General features: G+C 62.7%; 24 protein-coding genes and 2 tRNA genes. 11 read left to right on the forward strand and 15 right to left on the reverse strand.

Translation table 11 applies throughout. The features are described from left to right. Positions 1 to 12: 12 nt before the first annotated feature. A complete protein-coding gene (secB, locus tag LVY65_RS02300; protein ID WP_235066394.1) occupies positions 13 to 540 on the reverse strand; it encodes a protein-export chaperone SecB in 528 nt (175 codons plus the stop codon). A gap of 193 nt (positions 541 to 733) precedes the next feature. Here secB and LVY65_RS02305 point away from each other — a divergent pair, with 193 nt between their 5' ends. The 4 genes from LVY65_RS02305 (at position 734) to LVY65_RS02320 (ending at position 4,856) form a co-directional block, all read left to right on the forward strand. Then, entirely contained in the window at positions 734 to 1,390 is a 657-nt protein-coding gene (locus LVY65_RS02305; RefSeq protein ID WP_235066395.1) for a Tim44/TimA family putative adaptor protein, read from the forward strand. After that, entirely contained in the window at positions 1,387 to 2,565 is a 1,179-nt protein-coding gene (mltA, locus tag LVY65_RS02310; protein WP_235066396.1) for a murein transglycosylase A, read from the forward strand. Before LVY65_RS02305 ends, mltA begins: the two co-directional genes overlap by 4 nt. Next, positions 2,468 to 3,076: a Smr/MutS family protein gene (locus LVY65_RS02315; RefSeq protein ID WP_235066397.1), complete on the forward strand. Its 609-nt coding sequence runs from the start codon at positions 2,468 to 2,470 to the stop codon at positions 3,074 to 3,076. The genes mltA and LVY65_RS02315 overlap by 98 nt, the downstream gene beginning before the upstream one ends. A gap of 136 nt (positions 3,077 to 3,212) precedes the next feature. Next, complete coding sequence (locus LVY65_RS02320) at positions 3,213 to 4,856, forward strand: putative bifunctional diguanylate cyclase/phosphodiesterase (RefSeq protein ID WP_235066398.1); 1,644 nt, start codon at positions 3,213 to 3,215, stop codon at positions 4,854 to 4,856. Here the strand turns inward: LVY65_RS02320 and dapE are convergent. Next, complete coding sequence (gene dapE / locus LVY65_RS02325) at positions 4,853 to 5,983, reverse strand: succinyl-diaminopimelate desuccinylase (protein ID WP_235066399.1); 1,131 nt, start codon at positions 5,981 to 5,983, stop codon at positions 4,853 to 4,855. The genes LVY65_RS02320 and dapE overlap by 4 nt on opposite strands. 26 nt (positions 5,984 to 6,009) lie before the next feature. On the opposite strand from dapE, the gene LVY65_RS02330 reads away from it, so the two are divergent. Further along, the gene (locus tag LVY65_RS02330) at positions 6,010 to 6,471 is read left to right on the forward strand and encodes a cupin domain-containing protein (protein WP_235066400.1); all 462 of its coding nucleotides are present in this window, start codon (positions 6,010 to 6,012) and stop codon (positions 6,469 to 6,471) included. Here the strand turns inward: LVY65_RS02330 and LVY65_RS02335 are convergent. The 7 genes from LVY65_RS02335 to LVY65_RS02365 all read right to left on the reverse strand — a co-directional run bounded on the left by LVY65_RS02335 (position 6,468) and on the right by LVY65_RS02365 (position 10,674). After that, complete coding sequence (locus LVY65_RS02335) at positions 6,468 to 7,133, reverse strand: glutathione S-transferase family protein (protein ID WP_235066401.1); 666 nt, start codon at positions 7,131 to 7,133, stop codon at positions 6,468 to 6,470. The two genes, LVY65_RS02330 and LVY65_RS02335, sit on opposite strands and share 4 nt — an antisense overlap. Next, entirely contained in the window at positions 7,130 to 7,768 is a 639-nt protein-coding gene (yihA, locus tag LVY65_RS02340; protein ID WP_235066402.1) for a ribosome biogenesis GTP-binding protein YihA/YsxC, read from the reverse strand. The genes LVY65_RS02335 and yihA overlap by 4 nt, the downstream gene beginning before the upstream one ends. 7 nt (positions 7,769 to 7,775) lie before the next feature. Then, positions 7,776 to 9,488 (reverse strand): membrane protein insertase YidC, encoded by a 1,713-nt coding sequence (gene yidC / locus LVY65_RS02345; RefSeq protein WP_235066403.1) that lies wholly within the window; start codon positions 9,486 to 9,488, stop codon positions 7,776 to 7,778. A 22-nt stretch (positions 9,489 to 9,510) separates the two neighbouring features. Beyond that, complete coding sequence (gene yidD, locus LVY65_RS02350; RefSeq protein WP_235066404.1) at positions 9,511 to 9,723, reverse strand: membrane protein insertion efficiency factor YidD; 213 nt, start codon at positions 9,721 to 9,723, stop codon at positions 9,511 to 9,513. After that, positions 9,720 to 10,046, reverse strand: a complete 327-nt coding sequence (gene rnpA / locus LVY65_RS02355) for a ribonuclease P protein component (RefSeq protein WP_328282489.1) — start codon at positions 10,044 to 10,046, stop codon at positions 9,720 to 9,722. The genes yidD and rnpA overlap by 4 nt, the downstream gene beginning before the upstream one ends. Beyond that, positions 10,046 to 10,180 (reverse strand): 50S ribosomal protein L34, encoded by a 135-nt coding sequence (gene rpmH / locus LVY65_RS02360; protein WP_037504084.1) that lies wholly within the window; start codon positions 10,178 to 10,180, stop codon positions 10,046 to 10,048. The genes rnpA and rpmH overlap by 1 nt, the downstream gene beginning before the upstream one ends. A gap of 89 nt (positions 10,181 to 10,269) precedes the next feature. Beyond that, entirely contained in the window at positions 10,270 to 10,674 is a 405-nt protein-coding gene (locus tag LVY65_RS02365) for a hypothetical protein (RefSeq protein ID WP_235066406.1), read from the reverse strand. A 139-nt stretch (positions 10,675 to 10,813) separates the two neighbouring features. Between LVY65_RS02365 and LVY65_RS02370 the strand changes: the two genes are divergently transcribed. Continuing rightward, positions 10,814 to 12,322 (forward strand): YifB family Mg chelatase-like AAA ATPase, encoded by a 1,509-nt coding sequence (locus LVY65_RS02370; protein ID WP_235066407.1) that lies wholly within the window; start codon positions 10,814 to 10,816, stop codon positions 12,320 to 12,322. A gap of 65 nt (positions 12,323 to 12,387) precedes the next feature. Here LVY65_RS02370 and LVY65_RS02375 read toward each other — a convergent pair whose 3' ends face one another. Next, positions 12,388 to 13,458, reverse strand: coding sequence for a retroviral-like aspartic protease family protein (locus tag LVY65_RS02375; protein WP_235066408.1), 1,071 nt, complete (start codon positions 13,456 to 13,458; stop codon positions 12,388 to 12,390). Between the two features lie 198 nt (positions 13,459 to 13,656). On the opposite strand from LVY65_RS02375, the gene LVY65_RS02380 reads away from it, so the two are divergent. The 3 genes from LVY65_RS02380 to LVY65_RS02390 all read left to right on the forward strand — a co-directional run bounded on the left by LVY65_RS02380 (position 13,657) and on the right by LVY65_RS02390 (position 15,116). After that, positions 13,657 to 13,741, forward strand: a tRNA-Leu gene (locus LVY65_RS02380). Between the two features lie 89 nt (positions 13,742 to 13,830). Further along, positions 13,831 to 14,988 (forward strand): AI-2E family transporter, encoded by a 1,158-nt coding sequence (locus LVY65_RS02385; RefSeq protein WP_408021960.1) that lies wholly within the window; start codon positions 13,831 to 13,833, stop codon positions 14,986 to 14,988. Between the two features lie 51 nt (positions 14,989 to 15,039). Continuing rightward, positions 15,040 to 15,116, forward strand: a tRNA-Asp gene (locus LVY65_RS02390). Positions 15,117 to 15,149: 33 nt separating this feature from the next. Here the strand turns inward: LVY65_RS02390 and LVY65_RS02395 are convergent. From LVY65_RS02395 to LVY65_RS02415, 5 genes are all read right to left on the reverse strand, one after another. After that, a complete protein-coding gene (locus tag LVY65_RS02395) occupies positions 15,150 to 16,217 on the reverse strand; it encodes a cell wall hydrolase (RefSeq protein ID WP_235066409.1) in 1,068 nt (355 codons plus the stop codon). A 63-nt stretch (positions 16,218 to 16,280) separates the two neighbouring features. Next, on the reverse strand, positions 16,281 to 16,493 hold the full coding sequence (locus LVY65_RS02400; protein WP_235066410.1) for a DUF2842 domain-containing protein: 213 nt from the start codon (positions 16,491 to 16,493) through the stop codon (positions 16,281 to 16,283). Further along, positions 16,490 to 17,080, reverse strand: a complete 591-nt coding sequence (locus tag LVY65_RS02405; RefSeq protein ID WP_235066411.1) for a 5-formyltetrahydrofolate cyclo-ligase — start codon at positions 17,078 to 17,080, stop codon at positions 16,490 to 16,492. The genes LVY65_RS02400 and LVY65_RS02405 overlap by 4 nt, the downstream gene beginning before the upstream one ends. A gap of 165 nt (positions 17,081 to 17,245) precedes the next feature. Beyond that, positions 17,246 to 17,560 (reverse strand): cell division protein ZapA, encoded by a 315-nt coding sequence (locus tag LVY65_RS02410; protein ID WP_235066412.1) that lies wholly within the window; start codon positions 17,558 to 17,560, stop codon positions 17,246 to 17,248. Next, the gene (locus LVY65_RS02415; RefSeq protein ID WP_235066413.1) at positions 17,560 to 17,733 is read right to left on the reverse strand and encodes a hypothetical protein; all 174 of its coding nucleotides are present in this window, start codon (positions 17,731 to 17,733) and stop codon (positions 17,560 to 17,562) included. Before LVY65_RS02415 ends, LVY65_RS02410 begins: the two co-directional genes overlap by 1 nt. A 134-nt stretch (positions 17,734 to 17,867) precedes the next feature. Between LVY65_RS02415 and tkt the strand changes: the two genes are divergently transcribed. Further along, positions 17,868 to 19,853 carry a transketolase gene (gene tkt, locus LVY65_RS02420; RefSeq protein ID WP_235066414.1) on the forward strand — a complete coding sequence of 662 codons (1,986 nt, stop codon included), beginning with the start codon at positions 17,868 to 17,870 and terminating at the stop codon, positions 19,851 to 19,853. Continuing rightward, entirely contained in the window at positions 19,850 to 20,857 is a 1,008-nt protein-coding gene (gene gap / locus LVY65_RS02425; RefSeq protein WP_235066415.1) for a type I glyceraldehyde-3-phosphate dehydrogenase, read from the forward strand. The genes tkt and gap overlap by 4 nt, the downstream gene beginning before the upstream one ends. Positions 20,858 to 20,861 lie beyond the last annotated feature (4 nt).

Genomic DNA, 20,861 nt, shown 5'->3' on the forward strand with positions numbered 1-20,861 from the left:
GCTGCGCGGAGGTCAGGCGTGGCCGACCGGCGGCTCGCCGCCACCGCCCGGCTGGCCTTCGACCTGCTGCTGGCTCTCGGCCTGCGCCATATAGGCGGAAGCAAAGTCGATCGGATCGAGCAATACAGGCGGGAAGCCGAGGTTCTGCACCGCATCCGCGACAATCTGGCGCGCGAAGGGGAACAAGAGGCGCGGCGCTTCGACCAGCAGGAATGGCGGAAGTGCTTCCTCCGGAATATTGCGGAAACCGAAGAGGCCGGCATAGCTCAGGTCGACAATGAAATGCGTGCCGCCATCCGATTTGGCGTTCAGTTCGATCTTCAGCACGATTTCATGGACGTCGTCGGCAACCTTGTTGCCGGTGATTCCGAACTGGACGTCGAGCGACGGCGGAGCCTGCCACTGAAAAACCTGGGGCGACGATGGACTCTCGACCGACAAATCCTTGATATATTGAGCAATAGTGCTGGCCTGCGGCGCTTCGCCGCCGCCCTCGCCATTGCCCTCTGGGGTCGGGTTGATCGGATCCTGGTCGGCCATGGAATTTCCTCAAAGAATCGGGAAGGTTGGTGTAATTAGGTAAGCCTGCTTGAGGCCCGCCCGCTTGGCGCGAGCGACTAGCAGCCGCGCCTTTGCGGTGCAATGCCGGGGGCATCCGATGGAGCGCCCTTTGAATATGAGCGTTGTCGGGATTATGTTGGACGCGCATTTTTTGTTTTGAACGGAATCATCATTGACCGCCATTGTCATTCTTGCCCTCGTTGCCCTGTTCATCGGCCTTCGGCTGTACAGTGTGCTTGGAGAGCGCACCGGGCATGAGCAGCCGATCCTGAAGCCCGCCGATCCGGAGGCTGAAGCACGCCTTGAGCCGCGGGCCACGGCTCGCGCGTCGGCGCCTTCCATGCCGAGCGAGCCGGACGAACTTGCCTTCCTTCCGATGGCAGGCCCTGGGGTGCGCGCACTGCTGGCAGCGGACTCGACTTTCGACGTTGCCCGGTTCCTGGAGGGCAGCAAGGCGGCCTATCGCCTGATCCTCGAGGCGTTTTGGAAGGGCGACCTTGCGGCGATGAAGCCGTTCGTCGACGCCCATGTCTACGAGACTTTTGCCGCCGCGGTCGAGCAGCGAACCAAGGATGGGTTGGTTCTCGATAACCGGCTGGTCGCGATCGACCAGGCACTGATCGCGGGGGCCGAGGTCGATCGCAGCATTGCTATGGTCACCGTAAGGTTCGAGGCGGACATTGCCGCGGTGACTCGCAATTCCGCTGGCGAAGTCGTCGCCGGCTCGCTGTCCGATGCGGTCCAGACTCGCGACCGCTGGACCTTCCGTCGCGATATTTCCTCGCACGATCCCAATTGGCTGCTTGTCGAAACTGACGAGGAAGAGTGAGCGCGCTCTTACGCGCGCTAGCGCTTTCCGCCAGCCTGCTGCTTGCCGCCTGCGCTACGCGCGGTCCCGTTCCCGCGCCACAGCCACCTGCTCCGGCGCCTGCGCCTGCGCCTGCTCCCGCCCCTGTTCCTCCTCCACCCGCAACCGCTCGCGAAGCAGGGGTAGCGCTTGCGGCTCCTGTCGCGCTGGAATCGGCGAAGGCGGCCAGGGCGCTTGCGGCTTTCAAGCTGAGTTGCCCCGCGCTGGTTCAGCGTACCGACCAAAGCGGCCTGACCCTACCCACCGACTGGCAACCGCTCTGCGGCGAGGCGGCTACGCTTGCGTCCGAACAGGCGTCGGCCTTTTTCCGCGACCGGTTCGACTGGGCTCGGGTCGGCAATGGCGAGGCATTTGCGACCGGCTATTATGAGCCCGAGATCGCTGGTTCGAGGGTCCAGGCACCAGGCTATGATGTCCCAATCTATTCCAAACCCGACGATCTCGTCCGATGTTACGGGCCGGACGGAAAGGGCCGGGGTCGGGTGGATCCCACAGGCCTTTGTGTCCTTTACTACGCACGGGCTGAGATAGAGGGTGGCGCCTTGGCGGGGCGCGGCCTGGAGATCGGATGGGCTGCCGATCCGGTCGAGCTGTTCTTCCTGCAGATCCAGGGCTCCGGACGACTGAAGCTTCCGGACGGACAAGAGGTGCGCATTGGCTACGCGGATCAGAACGGCCGCGAATATGTGGCGATCGGGCGATTGCTCCGAGATCGCGGCATTCTTCCGCCCGGCGGTGCCGACATGAATGCAATCCTATCCTGGATGCGGTCGCAGCCTGATGGCGGGCGAGGTCTCATGCTCGAAAATCCGAGCTACGTCTTCTTCAAGGAACTGACTGGGCCTGGCCCGCTTGGGGCACTCAACGTTCCGGTGACACCGCAAGTGTCTGTAGCCGCTGACCCCAAGTTCGTGCCGCTTGGTGCGCCAGTCGTGGTAGCCTTAGACCGCCCGGAAGCCTCGGGCTTGTGGATCGCACAGGATACTGGCGGCGCCATCAAGGGCGCCAACCGGTTCGACACCTTCTGGGGGCACGGAGATGCCGCCCGTCGCATGGCTGGCGGAATGTCTGCAAAGGGTAGGGCGATCATTCTGCTCCCCAAGGGAATTGTGGCTCGTGCGCAAGCTATCCCCTGAGGAGGCTGCGCTTTGGGCCAAAGTCACTGAGACCATCCGCCCGCTGTCTCGTGATCCGACGACCGAGCCGGTAATCGCGACAAAGCCAGGATTGGTGACTCCGGTCGGCCCAAAAGGCCGCGTACCGCCAAGCCGTGCTGCTGAATTGCCTCCGAAACGGACTAAAAATCTTAGCGACGCCACGCTCGATGGTGGCTGGGACCGTCGACTGGGTTCCGGCCGGGTCCAACCCGATCGGGCGCTTGACCTCCATGGCCATAGTCTTGACCAAGCGTGGACGGCGATCGATCGCGCCCTCGAACAGGCAATTGCCTCAAATGACAGGGTTTTGCTGTTAGTTACCGGTCATGAGCGTAAGGGCGAGCCTCCCCTGGAAAGGGGCAGGATCCGCGCCGCGGTGCATGATTGGCTGGCCGTTTCACGACATGCAAATCGAATTGCTGCGGTCCGCGGCGCGCATCGCCGGCATGGAGGGGGCGGAAGCCTTTATATTATTCTTCGCAAGGCTTAGCGGTTTCCATCCTTTTTTAACCTCACCTGTTTAGTCCTGTTTCCCTGAATTTCCCGTCGTTGTCTGGCGGGCGACAAGGGGCAGATCGATTTCCAAGGTAGCGGACGGTACGGCACAAAAAATCAGCAACGCCCTGTTGTCGGGCGTTGCGGGCTTTGCCTCGTTCATTTTTTCGCTGACCGCCTTCCTCTACATCACCAGCTTCGACCAACAGGTTGTCGCATCGATCGTGGCTGGCGCGTTCTGCCTGCTGGTCAGCTATATTGCCTCAGAACGGCCCAACAGCGAGAGCGCGCGCGCCCTGGCCGCTCTGGGCGATCGCCTGTTGGCGGTCGAACAGGGTGACCTCACGAGTCCCACTCCCCGGATTGTCCGCGATTGCATGCCCAAGCTGGCGACGGCAGTCGATAGCCTGTTCGCGGAGGTTCGTGCCTCGATCGAGAATGCCCATGCGCTGGGCATGTACGATCCGGTGACTTCATTGCCGAACCGGCTTCATTTCCGGGCGGAGGCGGATAAGCTGCTGGCAGCCCGCGCGTCCGAGACAAAGGCCGCGATGCTGTTCGTCGATCTCGACCGGTTCAAGAACGTGAACGACAGCTTGGGTCACGCACGCGGTGACCAATTGTTGATCATGGTCGCCAACCGCCTTCGCGTAGTCGTTACGGCGGAGTTGGGAGAAGCTCCGGTCAAACGTCCGTTGCTGGCCCGCCTTGCTGGTGACGAATTCACTATCTTCTTTCCCGAAATTGAGGAGGCTTCGGACGCCGAGCGCGTTGCTCGCCGCATTGCCCTCGCCATTTCAGAACCATTCGAGCTTCACGGTCACAGCATCGACATTGGGGCCTCGATCGGTGTCGCAATCTGTCCCGACCATGGCACGGCGATCGAAGGACTGATGCGTGCGGCCGATATCGCCATGTATCGCGCCAAGAACAACGGCGGCGGCCGCTACTGCCTGTTCAGCGAAGAATTGGCTGCCGAGCACCAGCGCAAGATCGATACGGAAAGTGCGCTTAGTGAGGCTGTTCAGCGCGGGGAATTCCTGTTGGCGCTGCAGCCTCAGCTAAGCTTCGTCACTGGTGAGGTTAGCGGCGCGGAGGCATTGCTGCGCTGGAACCATCCGCGCGAGGGCATGCGCATGCCCGCGACGTTCATCCCGATCGCCGAGCAAACCGGAATTATCGCCGATATCGGCGATTGGGTGGTTGCCGAAGTCGCATCGATGCTTGCCGAATGGCATGCCAGTGGAGTCAAGCGCAGGCTGGCCTTCAATGTCAGTCCGCGCCAGCTCGACCGGGCCGATTTTTTTCAGCGCCTGCGGGCAACCTTCAACGAGGCGGGGGTCCCGCTCTCGATGGTCGAATTGGAATTCACCGAGTCTGCGGCAATGGAATGCTCCGCAGTGGTATTGGGTGAAATCGCCGCGCTTCGTAGCGATGGAGCATCGATCGCCATCGACGATTTCGGGACCGGCTATTCCAACATCTCGAGACTGCGCGCGATGCCGCTCGACCGGGTCAAGCTCGACCCGTCGCTGATCGCCGATATCGAAACCAGCGAGAAAGCGCGCGTCGTCGTCCAAGCCGTTGTCCAGCTGATCAAGGGCGTGGGTGCGGAAATCGTCGCGGAGGCGGTCGAGACAGTCGCACAGGCGGACATCCTCCGTGCCATGGGTTGCGACACGGTCCAGGGCTTTGTCTTCGCCCACCCGATGTTCGAGGAAGAATATCTCAACTGGACGCGCAACGCCGACCGCGGCTCGCGCAGCGTCGCCTAACCGAACACCTTTTCGATGACTCGGCTATAGATCCGGCTGAGCGCGTAAATATCCTCGACGGCCGTATGCTCGCCAACCTTGTGCATGCTCGCATTGGTCAGGCCGAAGTCGACGACCGGGCATAGCTGGATCAGGAAGCGACCATCGGATGTTCCGCCGCTGGTGGATAGCCCCGGCTCGATTCCCGTCTCTTCCCGGATGGCCGAAACGATGATGTCGTAAAGTTCGCCCGGAGGAGTGAGGAACGCTTCACCCGAAATGCGCGCCCGGACTTCGGACCCGGGTGCCTCACGCTCTGCTATCTGCTCGACCAGCCGCACCAGGTCGGCGCCGCGCTGCAAATTGTTGAAGCGAATGTTGAGCTGGGCGGTTGCCGATGCTGGGATAACGTTGCTTGCCTGCGTGGGCGTCGAGACCGCAGTGAACTCCAGATTCGACGGCGGGAACGCATCGGTGCCCTTGTCGAGGTGCAAGTCATTGAGCGCATCGACTACCCGTGCCAGCTTGGGCACGGGATTGTCGGCCCGATGCGGGTAGGCGACGTGACCCTGCGTGCCCGGCACATCGATCCACATATTGACCGATCCGCGCCGCCCGATCTTGATAGTGTCGCCCAGCTGGTCGACCGACGTCGGCTCGCCGATCAGGATCATGTCCGGACGGATTTGCCGCTCTTTCAGCCAATCGATGATGCGAGGCGTGCCGTAAGTGGCATAGCCTTCCTCGTCGCCGGTAATCAGCAGCGACAGCGTACCTTTTTCCTGCGGTACCATGGCGGCCGCGGAGACAAAGGCGGCAATCGCGCTCTTCATGTCATTTGCGCCGCGCCCGATCAGCACGCCGTCTTCGATCACCGGTTCGAACGGATCGCTTGCCCAGCCGTCGCCTGGCGGCACCACGTCAAGGTGACCGGCGAAGCCGAAATGGGGCCCGCCCGATCCCCGCATCGCCACCATATTTTCCGTCGGTCCGTCCGGCGCCTCACCCATCACCCAGCGATGCACTTCGAACCCGATGCCGCGGAGCGCGTTGTCGAGCAGGTCGAACACCTCGCCGCTGGCGGGAGTGATGCTTGGGCAAGCAATGAGCCGGGAGGCAAGCTCGACCGGATCGATAGACGAATTCATACCGCTCGCGTAGCAACTGTATCGCCATGCCGAAAGTCGATCTTGAGTCTATCTCTGCGTCCAATTCGACCGGTTACCCCGATCCGTTCCACAAGGAGGTGCAAGGACGATGGTGGAAGCGCATCGCTCCACTCGCAGGACTTACCGAACTCGGCGCAAGCCATGTGACTCTCGATCCGGGAGCATGGTCAAGTCAGCGGCATTGGCATGACGGCGAGGATGAAATGGTCATCATTCTTTCGGGAACAGCGGTGCTGGTCGAGGACGACGGCGAAACCGAGGTCAAGGCGGGCGATATATTGGCATGGGCCAAGGGCAGCACCAATGGCCATCAACTCATCAATCGTTCGGACGAAGATTGCACGTTCGTCGCGATCAGCGCGGGTCCGCGCACAGGCGGCGGATACAGCGACATCGACATGATATTTACCGACGACAGCCGTTTTTGCCGGCGCGACGGTACGGAATATCCAAAGCCCGCACGCTAGGCGGCCGGTGCCGCCTCATACTCCTCGATCACCCACGGCTCCTCCTGCGCAAGTTCGATCCATTCGACCACGTCGGCGCGGTGGAGGACTGCCTCCATATAGGTGGCGGCGAACGGCGGGATCCTGACGCCATAAGTGACGAAGCGGGTGACCACCGGGGCGAACATGATGTCGACCGCGCTCCAGTCGCCGAACAGATATTCGCCCGATCCGCCGAAGCGAGCACGGGCCTGGGCCCAAAGGTTGAGAATCCGGTCGACCTCGCCCTCGACCTCGGCGGAAAGATCGACCGAGCCGAAATTCCGACGGACATTGAATGGCAATTCCCGGCGCAGGGCCGCGAATCCCGAATGCATTTCGGCGGCCATCGAACGGGCCATGCCGCGGGCCGATTCGTCATCGGGCCAGAAACGCTCGCGACCGACACGGTCGGCGCAAAATTCGATGATCGCCAGGCTGTCCCAGACCACGCAATCCTCGTCCCACAGGATTGGAACCTTGCCGAGCGACGGCGCGAACTCGTCGCCTTCGCGGCGTTTTTCCCATGCCTCGTCGAACAGCGGGACAACCAACTCTTCAAATTCGAACCCGGCGTGCTTCAACGCCAGCCAGCCGCGCATCGACCAGCTCGAATAGGCCCGGTTTCCGATAATCAACTTCATTGAAGAACTGCCTCCAGGATCGCGGTCCTCAACTCGGCGATGCCTTCACCGGTTTCGCTGGAAGTCGGCAAAATGAGCGGATGCGCGGCCGGATGCTTGGCGGCTTCGGTACGAATGGCTTCGAACATCTTTGCCAGTTCGGTCGGCTTGATCTTGTCGGCCTTGGTCAGGACCAGGTGGTAACTGACCGCCGCATCGTCGAGCATGCCCATAATGTCGCGATCGACATCCTTGAGTCCGTGTCGTGCATCAACCAGCACCAGTGCCCGTTTGAGAACCTGCCGACCGCGCAGGAAGTCATTGATCAGGAAGCGCCAGCGCTTGACCATATCCCTTGGTGCTTCGGCGAATCCGTAGCCGGGCATGTCGACCATCCGGAAGACCAGGGGCCGTCCGACGTCGAAGTAATTGAGTTCCTGCGTCCGCCCCGGCGTGTTCGACGCGCGGGCCAGCTTGCTGCGATTCGTCACCGCGTTGATCAGCGAACTCTTGCCGACGTTGGAGCGGCCGGCAAAGGCGATCTCAGGCACGATCGGGTCGGGCAGGTGCTCGAGCTTCGGGGCCGACTTCAGAAAGTCGATCGGCCCCGAGAAGAGCTTCCGCGCACGTTCGCCAATGTCAGGCAGCTCGTCCATGCCGGTTCTAGGTCTTGACCGGGTGGGTATCGGACAGGTGCATGTCGTAGCGCTTGTACAGCCACGCCTGCTGTCCGATCGTCAAAAGGTTTGAGACCACCCAGTATAGCTGCAGCCCGGCCGCGAACGGAGCCATGACGAACATCAAGATCCACGGCATGAAACCGAAAATCTGCTGCTGAACCGGGTCCATCTGCTGCGGATTCAATTTGAACTGGATCCACATGGTAATGCCAAGCAGGATCGGCAGCACGCCGATTGCCAGGAATCCGGGCGGCGTGAAATTCAGGGCGCCGAACAGGTTGACCACGGTTGCCGGATCCGGCGCGCTCAAATCCTTGATCCACAGCGCGAACGGCTGGTGCCGCATTTCGACGCTGACCATGAGCACCTTGTAGAGCGCATAGAATACCGGGATCTGAAGCAGGATCGGAAGGCAGCCTGCGGCGGGATTGATCTTCTCTTCCTGGTAAAGCTTCAGCATCTCCTGCTGGAGGCGCGGCTTGTCGTCCTTGTAGCGCTCCTGCAGCGCCTTCATCTTCGGCTGAACCTTGCGCATGCCAGCCATCGATCGAAACTGCTTGTCGGCGATCGGGAACATCAGCAGCCGGACGATGAACGTCAGGCAGATGATGGCGACGCCGAAATTGCCGGTGGCGTGGAACAGCCATTGGAGAAGGCCGAATATCGGCCGCATGAACCATTCGAACCAGCCCCAGTCGATCGACTTCGACAGCTTGGCGATGCCCTGGTTTTCATAGCGGTCGAGAAGGCGCTTTTCCTTGGCGCCGGCGAACAGGCGGGTTTCGCTGGAGACCGCCTGGCCCGGGCCGACGGCGAACGACGTACCGGCATAATCGGCCTGATAGGCCCCAGCCGCGCTCTTCCGGAAACTGGCCTCTATCGGCGCGCCGTTCGCCGGGGCGAGCGCGGTCAGCCAATATTTGTCGGTGAAGCCGAGCCAGCCGCCGCGGCTGTCACGGGTGATTCCCGTCTTATTTTCGTCCAGCGTCTTCCAATCGACATCATAGTCCGCCTTGTCAGCCAGGAAGCCGATCGGACCCACATGGTTGGTCCAGGTCGACGGATCCTTGCTTTTCGACGAGCGGCTGGCGAGGCCATAGGTGCGCAGCGCAACCGCTCCGACGCCGGCATTCACGACACGCTGCTTCACGGTGAACAGATAGCCGTCGTCGACCGAGACAATCTGCTCGAACCGTTGACCGGTCGGGTTGGTCCAGCTGAGCGTCACGGGTTTGCCCGGCGTCAGTACGGGCGCGCTGGCGGTCCAAACATCATTGGCGTCCGGTGCGGCAACGCCCTGGCCGGTCCAACCGAACTGGGCGAAATAGCTGTCGCTGGCGCCTGCCGGCGACAGCAGCCGGACCGGCGGCGAATTCTTCGCAATAGTCTCCCGCTGGTTAAGCAGCACCAGATCGTCGAAGCGAGCGCCCTTGAGGTTGATCGACCCCTGAAGGCTGGGCGTCTGGATGCGGACGCGAGGTGTTTCAGTCAGGACAATCGCACGATCGCGGATCGCCGCCGGCGCGTCGGCAGCAGGCGTCGCCTGCGGCTGCGGGGCAGGACGGACCTTGCCGTTCTCGACCTGCTGGGTCTGCGGGCCGGCGGTCGGGAAGAATTTGTCGGACAAAAAGGTCCAGCCGATCAGCACCAGGGCACTCAGCACGATCGCGAGGAGCATGTTGCGGTTGTCGTTCACGGTAATCAGATTTCCTTGACTGTCAGGGGACCGGATCCGGGCCCTGTCCCCCCCAGGGATGGCAACGGCAGATTCGCTTTAGCGCGAGCCAGCCGCCTTTGGCCGCGCCATAGCGTTGAAGTGCGGTGATCGCATAGGCCGAACAACTCGGCTGATAACGACAGCTGGGCGGAAGAATCTTGCTCGGGCCCAATTGCCAGCCGCGAGTCAGCAGGATCAGGCCCTTGGCAATCACGCCGAAGCAACTTTCTTGAGCGCGCGCTTCAGCTCTGTGGCGAGGCTGGCGTAGTCCCTCTCGATTCCGCCGGCACGGCCGATCAGCACATGATCGGCACCGGCAATACCCTTCTCGGGCAGGATTTCGCGGGCGAGGGCGCGAAAGCGGCGCTTCATCCGGTTGCGAACGACCGCATTGCCGATCTTCTTCGTCACCGTGAAGCCGACGCGAATTGTCTCATCCCCGTCGTCGCGCGGTCGGACCAGCAAAACGAATCCGGGCATGGGGGCGCGCTTGCCGCGGTTGGCGGCGAGAAAATCCGAGCGCTTGGTAAGCGTGATTAGGCGCTGAGCTTCTTGCGGCCGCGGGCGCGACGCGCGTTCAGCACCTTGCGGCCGCCGACCGTCGCCATGCGGCTGCGGAACCCGTGCCGCCGCTTGCGGACCAGATTGCTCGGCTGGAAAGTGCGCTTCATCGCTCATGCCTTCAAATATCGAATGAAAAAGGGCCGCCGAAGCGGCCGATGTCGAGGGCGCCGATAGTCGGAGAGGGCCCATAAGTCAATTAGCGTTCAGGGTCGCCCGGCAATTCGGGCGCACGAGCCGGCGGACCCGGAATGGCCGAGGCAATCGGGCCTTCGTTCATTTCATCAGCGGGCGGCGTACAGCCCAGTTCCTCGCGTTCCTTGCGTAGGGCTTCACGCCGCTTGGCGCTGCGGCGTCTGAGGCCCCAGTCTGCCCAGCGACCGACCTTTGGCTGCCAGCGCTTGAAATGGACGTAGCGGCGCTTGGCCCACATGCTGGTCCTCAAGACCAGCGCCAGGCCGATGGCGAAAACGAATATGCCTCCTGGCCCTGGGAGCACGCCGGCAAGCGGAGAGACGATCATCAGGATCATCCCAAGGGCAAACATTCCCCACTCAACCCAGGGCTGGTCCACGAAGGAGCGCCATTGCTCGCGTTTCCACATTCGTGCCCATGTGGGCAGGGGTTCGTCGCTCGGCAAGAGGGCGCTTGCCTGTCGTTTCGGAAGCGGTCTAATCACGAGTTGCCGAGCCAGGAGGACGTTTGCGTCAATATTGTCGGGGTGTAGCGGGGGACGGCCGCTAATGGTCGCCACCGTAGCCACCGTTGCCTATCTCGGGCTCGAGGCACGCGCTGTCGAAGTGCAGGTCCAGCTCAGCGCCGGCTTGCCCGCCTTCGTCATCGTCGGACTTCCGGACAAGGCGGTCGCCGAAAGCCGCGAACGGGTTCGCGCAGCGCTATCGGCGATCGGTCTCGCGCTTCCGCCGAAGCGGATCACCGTAAACCTTTCGCCCGCCGACCTTCCCAAGGAAGGGTCGCATTTCGACCTTCCGATCGCCCTTGGGCTGCTGGCGGCGATCGGTGCGACCGATGCGGAAAGCCTGTCGCATTATGTAGCGGTGGGCGAATTGGGACTGGATGGGCGCATTGCTCCCTCGCCGGGTGTATTGCTCGCCGCAATCCATGCCAGCGGACAAGACATGGGGCTGATCTGCCCGGCTTCGCAGGGCAGCGAGGCCGCATGGGCGGGCAATGTCGAAGTGCTGGCCGCGCCCGACTTGCTCGCGCTTCTGTCGCATCTCAAGGGGACGCAGCTCCTCCGGCCGCCTGAGCCGGGCGAGGCCGAACCGGCCGCGAGCGGACCTGACCTCCGCCAGGTAAAAGGCCAGGAAGTCGCCAAGCGGGCATTGGAGATCGCCGCGGCCGGCGGTCACAATCTCTTGATGAGCGGACCGCCTGGGGCCGGCAAGTCCCTGCTCGCCGCCTGCCTTCCCGGCATTTTGCCGCCGCTCGAACCGTCGGAGGCGCTCGAAGTATCAATGGTTGCCAGTGTCGCCGGCGAGCTGGATGGCAGGCGGCTGCGACGGCGCCGCCCTTTTCGAGCCCCGCACCATAGCGCGTCGATGCCGGCCCTGGTCGGTGGCGGGCTCAAGGTTCGCCCCGGAGAGATCAGCCTGGCCCATCTCGGCGTGCTCTTCCTTGACGAACTGCCCGAATTCCAGCGCGGCGTGCTCGACTCCCTTAGGCAGCCGCTGGAGACCGGCACCGTCAGCGTCGCCCGCGCCAACATGCATGTGACTTTTCCGGCGCGGGTGCAGATGGTTGCCGCGATGAACCCCTGCCGCTGCGGCCATTTGGGGGATCCGGCGCTGGCCTGCGCCCGAGCGCCGCGGTGCGCCGCCGACTATCAGGCGAAAGTGTCGGGCCCCTTGCTCGATCGCATCGACCTCCACGTAGAGGTGCAGGGTGTCAGCGCCGCCGACTTGACCCTGCCGCCGCCGGCCGAGGGCAGCGACCAGGTGGCGAGGCGGGTCGCGGCGGCACGCGCGGTTCAGTCGAAGCGCTTCAACGGCAATGGCGTGCGGACCAATGCCGAGGCGGACGGCGAATTACTGGACGCAGTGGCGACTCCCGACGAACCCGGCCGAAAGCTGCTGGCAGACGCGGCGGCAGCAATGAGGTTGTCGGCGCGGGGGTTTCATCGGGTATTGCGCGTGGCGCGGACCATCGCCGACCTTGCCGGAACTGAGCAGGTGGGCCGGATCCACGTAGCGGAAGCGCTAAGCTATCGCCGCCAGGCGCCCAGGAACTAGCTTTGCTTTCGACCCCACGCGGGCAATTGGCGTCGGCTAACTCATAGCCGAGGTCGCTGCTCCGACTATCTTCGGCAGACCTCCATATTGGTGCCGGACGATAGGCGGCTCGACCAAAATGTGGGCGACGTGCTGATGATGACCCCGGTCGAACCGCATCGCCTCAGCTGGAAGCGTACCTTGCGCGCCCGGAAGTCGAGCGACACGCGGCGAAATGTTTCAAGCAGGTCGGTTCCGAGCAGCAATGATGGCTCCTTGGACAGGCCGAACACCGTAAAGGGCGGCACGTCGGCAAAGGCGATGGGCACGTCGCGCAGGGTCACCGAGCCCAGCCGAAGCTCCCCGACGCGCGCAAGTTGCAGATCGACGGTCACTCCCGTGACGCCGGTGACTGCAACCGTCACGAACTTGTGGCGATTCCCTCGGATAAGCTTGTCGCGAAGGGCTAGGTTGCCGATCGTGATTTCCGATCCGGTATCGACGACCGCTTCGACGGGCAATCCGGCGGCGCTAACCTGCGTCAGGATCAATTGACCGCGCCGGCGTCGTGCCGTCACGACGATTTCGCCGTCGAGCAGTTTGGCGGGCTGCCGCGCGTCCTCGGCCTTGATCACGCGCTTCTCGAAATCCATCATCAGGCGCTGCTGGACCAGCGCATCGATTCCGATCATTCCTTCGCCGCCTAAATCCTCCTCTTTCAATGCAGGAACCTCAAGGTCCCTGATCGTGCTTTGCCCGAGTGAGAGTTGGTCGACGAGGACGCGATCCACTTCGGCGCTGGCTGTGGTGCCGTGCAGGATCGCCTTTGTGCCCACCGGCAATTGCAGTTCGCGGGCGATCCGCAGGCCCACAACTGACGTGTCGGCGCCACTGTCGACGAGAAAGCGATAGGGGCCGCGGCCGTTCACCTGCACCTCGACGGTCATGCGCGTGCTGACTTTGCGGGCGTTGATGTCTTCCCCGCCGATCGCCAGCGTATCGTCGATCACCGCCGGTGGCAGCGGTGGCATTTGTGACGGCGGAACAATGCGCGGCTTTTGAATTTTGGGAGTTCGCGCCGCCCCTGCCATGTCGGCGCTCATCGCCGACAATGTGAGCCCCATACCCAGCACCAGGCTCCAACGACGTTTAGACAATCACTCCCACTCCTTGCATTGGCAGTAGCAAGCTATCCCTCTCTGCGTCCGCTTGCCATGCAAAGTAGACATATGGTCGGTATATTCGACGTGCGTATGTGCCGCAGTCGCTTGGCGCGCCCGGCGCGATGCAGATGCACAGGGCCTCAAAAGTGCAGTATTGCCCCGCGTTCGGGTCGTGCTAAGGGCGCGTTGCGTGCCCCCGTGGCGGAATTGGTAGACGCGCTCGACTCAAAATCGAGTTCCGCAAGGAGTGTCCGTTCGACTCGGACCGGGGGCACCAGCCACGCGAGCCGCGAGCAGGCGGCACGCTCAGCCGGTTCGTTTCTGCAACCATCTGGCGGCTTGGCCCATGTTGGTTAAGATGGGGTCATGGACGCGCGCACAGGGGCATCGGGCGATTCGCCCACACATGAAATGGAAGCGCTTCAGCTAAAGCGGGTCAGGTTGCTCGCTTCGCTGACGCTGATGGCGGGCATTGGCCTGCTCATCTCCATGCCATTCGCACTCAGGGCCGGCGCGGAATTCTTCCTTCCAGTGACCGCCGCGCTGGTCGTCGCGATCGCCTTGGTCCCGATGCTTGAATGGTTCGAGCGACGCGGCGTCCCGGCGAAGCTTGCCTCGGGCCTGTGCGTGCTCGTGTTCCTCGCCGTCACGATATTTGCGCTGGCGGCAATCGTTTATCCCGCGATCGATTGGGTGGCGTTGATTCCCAAGCGGATCGACCGGGTGACCCAGGCGCTGGCGCCCCTGCTTGACCTATATTCCAACCTCCAGAAATTCATCGACCAGACCGCCGCGCGAATTTCGATCGAGGCCAGCCAGGCGCGGACTGTCCGGGTCGAAACGCCCAATTCAATGCTGGGAATAATTACCGCTTCAGCGCCGCATGCGGCGATCCAGCTCTTCTTCGCGCTGCTGGTGATCTATTTTTTCCTCGCCGGCTGGACCGGGATGCGCAAGCGCACGATCGTCAGCCGGGGAAGCTTCGAAGGCGCGCTAACCACGGCCCGGGTCATCCAGCAGACCGTTGATGCGACCTCGACCTATATCGGCACCATAACGGTTATCAACATTGCGCTTGGCGGCCTCACCGCGGCGATCCTGTGGGCCCTGGGAATGGACTCGCCGATCATGTGGGGCGGCATTGTGGCGGTGCTGAACTACATTCCCTACCTCGGCCCGATCGCGGCGGCACTGCTGTTGGCGCTGGGCGGCCTGATGACCTTCGTCGATCCGTGGGCAGCGCTGCTCCCGCCGTTGATCTTCATCTCCCTGCATGTGATCGAGGCCAATGCGGTTACTCCGCTGATCGTCGGCCATCGCTTGACGATCAACCCGCTACTGATTCTGGTTTCGCTATCGTTCTGGGCATGGGTGTGGGGAACGACCGGAGCGCTTCTGGCCGTACCCTTGCTGATCATCTTCAAGACCGTCTTCGCCGCGGCGGGCACTCCGGACATCGCCGGCTTCCTGTTCGAAGAAGGGACGCTGACCCATGTCGGCGACGAGGAAGAAAAAGACGATTGAGCTTGTTGACAGGGTGGGGGGGCTGACCTAGTTGGCCGCCCACGCCAAAACGCGGGTGTAGCTCAGTTGGTTAGAGCGCCGGCCTGTCACGCCGGAGGTCGCGGGTTCGAGCCCCGTCACTCGCGCCATTTCCCAAATTGTTAGAATGGCTTGGACCGCCGTTATTGGGCGCCGGCCGCGGTGGCCACGTCCTTGGTCGGGCGACCGAACGCCTGCTGCTCGCCTTCCTTTTCGCTGCCGTTCAGGGCGAAGCGGAGATTGTCGGATGCGGCGGTGCGCTCGACGTAAGGGACGACCTTCACCTTCTCGACCGCCTCACGTGCCTCTGCCGAGAACAGGACCCGCACCCGGCCGCCCGGCTGGGTCGAAACCTTGGCGCCAGCGGCTTCGAGCTTCTGGATGGTCGCATTGGCTCTGTTAAGGGGCGTCACGACATGCGGCGTGCTGAGCGCAGCCAGCCGGAGCGCGGCGGGATTGCCCTCTCGTCCCGACCAGCGATCGCTGAACGCCGCAGGCTGGCCCCAACCGCCCGGCCAGCGATAAAAGATATGCGCGCCTTCGACCGTCGTCTTCACCAGGCTCGACGCCCAGTAAGGCACGACATAATTGGCATGATAATGGGTGGCGTGGCCTGCGGGCGCGTAGACGGCCCCGGCCAGCATCTCTGCCGCAACCTTTCGAGCGCGGTTCCAAAGCTCGGGAACCGGTGCGCGGGACATCGAGCCATCGCAGGTGAAGGTGAACTGGCATCCGGTGGTCCGGGTAGAGCCTTCATAGACGACGCCGCAGACGCTGTTCGGGAAAGCAGGATGGCGGACCCGGTTCAGGACCACCTGGGCAACCGCACGCTGGCCGTCGCTGCTTTCCTGGCCCGCTTCATAATAAATTGCGCTGGTCAGGCATTCGAGGGCGCGAGCGCCCGCATCGCCCGACGCATTTGCCGTCGTGAACGGCATGGCGGCCGGGTTGGGCCCGCTGGCCAGCGGAATCTTTGAATTGACGACAAGCGCGGTCTCGGGTGGCAAGTCGCGTACGTCGCTCGGCACGGGCTTAGGCAGGGCTGCCGCTGGCTCGGCCGCAGTGCCAGCGCCGAATGACGGCAGCACCGGTGTTGCTCCGCTGACGCCGGCAAGCGCGAGCAGCACTGCGCCAACGACCGCCACGGCGGTCGTTTCACGCGGATGAGTGCGCCAGGGCCTTAAGGGCTGGAGGGTTAGGGCCAAAGTCATGGGAGGCGGTGATTTGGTTGCCCAATACAGCAATTTCAATGAACCGTCGACGAACGGGCCGAATCAGTCTTTGAACCGACCGGTTTCCATCCAGCGGAGGAGGGGCTTCAGCGGAAGGATCCACGCGATTCCGGCAATCAGGTAAAAAATGGCCTGAACCAGGACCGGCCATCGCTCGACCATGGTGGAGAGGGAAGCCACGAGCGCCGCCCAGGCAGCGATCAGCGCCAGGATGGCAAAAATACCCGTTGGTTTGCGCCAACTTGGCTCGGTCATCGGAACATCTCCACACCGTCAGGTGACGCGAACCCATCGAGCGGAACGTCCCATGGGTCGGCCGGGATCTGCTCCTTCAGCTTCTGGACTTGCCAGCCGACGCCGATCAGCAACGCGCCACGCTCGCGAAGCCTGGCTAGTACCCGATCATAATGGCCCTTGCCCTGGCCAAGTCGGGTCCCTTTGCCGTCGATTGCCACCAGTGGCACGAGGACGAGGTCGGGAAATACCTCAGGCGAAGTGAGCGGGGGCTGGAAGCAAGCCCAGGGTCCGGGCTCGACAGGATCGCCGGCGAGAAAGCGAAACACACTCTGGTGATCGGCAAAGGCGGGGAAAGCGAGGGTCGCCCCGCCGTCCGCTGCCAACTGCATTGCGGGAAGCGGGCTGACCTCACTTGGCAGGTGGCAATAACCGCCGATGATTCGCGATCTGGAAATCAATGGCGCCAACTGGCCGGCCAGCGCCACTTCGAGCTTGTCGCGATCCTGCGGATCAAGCTGTTCGATGAATGCGCGTCGGCGTTCGCGCGCCTGGCGGCGAAGGGCGACCTTGTCGGCCGAAGCGGGAGAAAGTGACGGGACCACCATGGCCGTTTGCCGGAAATCCTCTGACGCCACAAACGTCAGGTGGGAACCATGTGCACCGGACCCCAATGCGAAGAGAGTGGTCCGGACAGGGACAGTCCCCTAGGATATTTAATCGCCTCAGGGATTTTGCTGGCCTCGTACCGGGCAGTACCCGTCGCCACCTATCTAGGCGTCAATGCTCGTTCGCTCAAGGGCGTCGGCGAGCGATTCGAGCCGCTCGGCGAGTCGCTGGGTCCGTTCGACCAGTTCGGCATCGGGGCCCTTGGGGAGCTCGAATTCGCGACCGTCGATAATCTGGTCGGCAAGAAGTAGCGCAGCGAATAGCAGCTGGCGCGATTCGGACAGGGTGCCGAGACCCGACAGCGCCTCACGGCTCTTGGCATCGACCAGCGCGCCGGCCTGGCGCAGCGTTTCTTCTTCGCCATTGCGGCAGGCTACTTTGTAGGGACGGCCGGCGATGGTGAGTTCGACCTCTGCCATTAGTGACTGGCCTCCCGGATAATCACGTCCAATTCGGCAAGCACGTCCGCCACCTTGGCTCGCAGGGCGCCATCGTGACTATCGTGCATGGTCCCACGCTCGATCGCGCGCTCAATGCGGAGCAAGGCTCGTTCCGCCCGATCCATGGCTTCTTCCAGGGGTGTATTGCTCATGGTTCAGAAGGCGTAGCAGATTGAAGGGCGTCCGCAAGCAGGCGCCGAGGTTGACGCCGCGCTGCAGCGCGACAATAGGCACCAAACCATCGGCCAGCCGAATCTCTCAACGTGGCCGACCCATGGGAGATTTCATGCCGACGCAACGCCGACTCGCCAACGCCATTCGCGCTCTGGCGATGGATGCAGTTGAGGCCGCCAATTCGGGCCATCCGGGCATGCCGATGGGCATGGCCGATGCCGCCACGGCTTTATTCACAAAGCATCTGAAGTTCGACGCGGCTGACCCACACTGGCCCGATCGTGACCGCTTTGTTTTGTCGGCGGGCCATGGATCGATGCTAATCTACGCCTTGCTGCATCTCACCGGCTACGCCCGGCCGACGATGGAAGACATCAAGAATTTCCGTCAGTTGGGCTCTCCCTGTGCCGGCCACCCAGAGAATTTCGAGCTTGAGGGCATCGAAACGACTACCGGGCCGTTGGGACAGGGGCTGGCAGCCGCAGTCGGGATGGCGATTGCCGAGCGCCATCTGAACGCCGTCTATGGCGACGAACTGGTAGACCACCGCACCTTTGTCATCGCCGGTGACGGCTGTTTGATGGAGGGCATCAACCACGAGGCGATCGGGCTGGCGGGTCATTTGCGCCTGTCGAAGCTGGTGGTCATGTGGGACGACAACAAGATCACCATCGACGGCTCGACTGACCTCAGCCGCAAGGAAGATGTGCTCGCTCGCTACGAAGCGATGGGTTGGCACACGATCGAATGCGACGGGCTGGATTCGGGCAAGGTTTCGAAGGCGATAGATGAAGCGGTGGCCGATACGCGGCCTTCGCTGATTCGCTGCAAGACGATCATCGGATATGGCGCACCCAATAAACAGGGAACCGCTGCCACCCATGGAGCCGCGCTAGGTGCCGACGAAGTCGCCGCCGCTCGCAAGGAACTCGGGTGGGACTTGCCGCCGTTTGAAATTCCCGATGACGTCGCCAAGTCGTGGCGGGAGGCCGGAGCTCGCGGTTCAAAGGCGCGTGCGGAATGGCAGAGGCGGCTAGATGCAAGCGGCAAGGCGGACGAATTCAAGCACCGCATCGCCGGCAAGCTCGATCATGGATGGCTTGCGCCCTATCTCGACACTCTGATCGCCAATCCGCCAAAGGTTGCGACCCGCAAGGCGTCGGAGATGGCTCTCGAAGCGATTAACGCGGCGATTCCTGCGACAATCGGCGGCTCGGCCGATCTTACCGGTTCCAACAATACCAAGACCAAGGGCCTGGAGCCGCTGACCACCGATAATTATGGCGGCCGCTACATTTATTACGGCATTCGCGAATTCGGCATGGCGGCGGCCATGAACGGCATGGCCCTTCACGGGGGCGTGTTGCCCTATGGCGGTACCTTCCTGGTCTTCTCGGATTACAGCCGCGCCGCGATCCGTCTTGGCGCGCTTCAGGGCGCCAAGGTCGTGCATGTCATGACGCATGATTCAATCGGGCTGGGCGAGGATGGGCCTACCCACCAGCCGATCGAGCATCTTCAATCGTTGCGGGCCATGCCCGGTTTGATGGTCTATCGACCCGCGGACGCGGTCGAGACCGCCGAATGCTGGGCGGCAGCGCTCGCCAATGACGGTCCGAGCCTGCTGGCGCTGTCTCGTCAGAATCTTTCGCCCCTCCGCACCAGGGCCGAAAGCGAAAATCTGTCGGCCAAGGGAGCCTACCGCCTCAAAAGTGCCGAAGCGCCACGCAAGGTCATCCTTATCGCCACCGGTTCGGAGGTTGAGATTGCGATGGGCGTCGCGGCCAATCTGGAAAAGCAGGGGATCGGGGCCGATGTGGTTTCCATGCCCTGCACCGAAGCTTTCGACGCCCAGCCAGCAGGCTATCGGGAGGAATTGCTGCCCGACGTGTCGAACCGCGAAATCCTCCGCGTATCGATCGAAGCGGGGACGACGTTCGGATGGGAACGCTACACCGGTCTCCACGGGCTTCGCATCGGCATTGACCGCTTCGGCGCCTCGGCCCCTGCGGTCGACCTATATGAGCATTTCGGGCTGACTGCCCCGAAGATCACTGAGCGCGTCCTCGCGCACCTAAAAATAAGGGAAACTGCATGACCAAAGTCGCCATTAACGGATTCGGCCGCATCGGCCGCCTTGTCGCCCGCGCCATCCTTGAGCGCAGCGATCATGACCTGGAATTGGTCGCGATCAACGACCTGGCCGACGCCAAATCTAATGCGATGCTGTTCAAGCGGGATAGCGTGCACGGGTTGTTCCCAGGTGATGTCAGCGCAGAAGGCGATTCAATGATCGTCAACGGCAAGCGCATCAAGGTGACCGCCGAGCGCGACCCGGCCAAGTTGCCGCACGCCGAACTCGGTGTCGACATTGCGCTCGAATGCACCGGCTTTTTTGCCGATCGCGAGGGCGGGCAGAAGCATCTCGACGCAGGCGCCAAGCGCGTGCTGATTTCCGCCCCGGCCAAGGGCGCCGACCTGACCGTCGTCTACGGTGTCAACCACGACAAGCTGACCGCGGAACATGTGATTGTTTCCAACGCCAGCTGCACCACCAACTGCCTGGCGCCTGTCGCCAAGGTATTGAACGACCTGGTCGGCATCGAGCGCGGGTTGATGACCACCATTCACGCCTACACCAACGACCAGAAGATCCTGGACCAGATCCATCCTGACATGCGCCGGGCCCGTGCCGCCGCCATGTCGATCATTCCGACCACCACCGGTGCTGCCCGCGCGGTTGGAGAGGTGCTTCCGGAACTCAAGGGCAAGCTCGACGGCTCGGCCGTGCGCGTGCCGACCCCGAACGTCAGCCTGATCGACCTGACCTTCACCCCCGGTCGCGACACCAGCAAGGAAGAGATCAATGGTGCACTAAAGGCAGCTTCCGAGAGCGGCCCCTTAAAGGGAATCCTTGCATACACCGACGAACCCTTGGTCTCGATCGACTTGAACGGCGATCCGGCCAGCTCGACCGTCGACAGCCTTGAGACCGCGGTGCTCGGAGGCAAGCTGGTCCGCGTAGTCAGCTGGTACGATAATGAGTGGGGCTTCTCGAACCGCATGGTCGATACCGCCGGCGCGCTCGCTAAGTTGATCTGAGCTG

The organism is Sphingomonas cremea, from assembly GCF_021502585.1.
In the GTDB taxonomy this organism is placed as follows: Bacteria; Pseudomonadota; Alphaproteobacteria; order Sphingomonadales; family Sphingomonadaceae; genus Sphingomicrobium; species Sphingomicrobium cremea.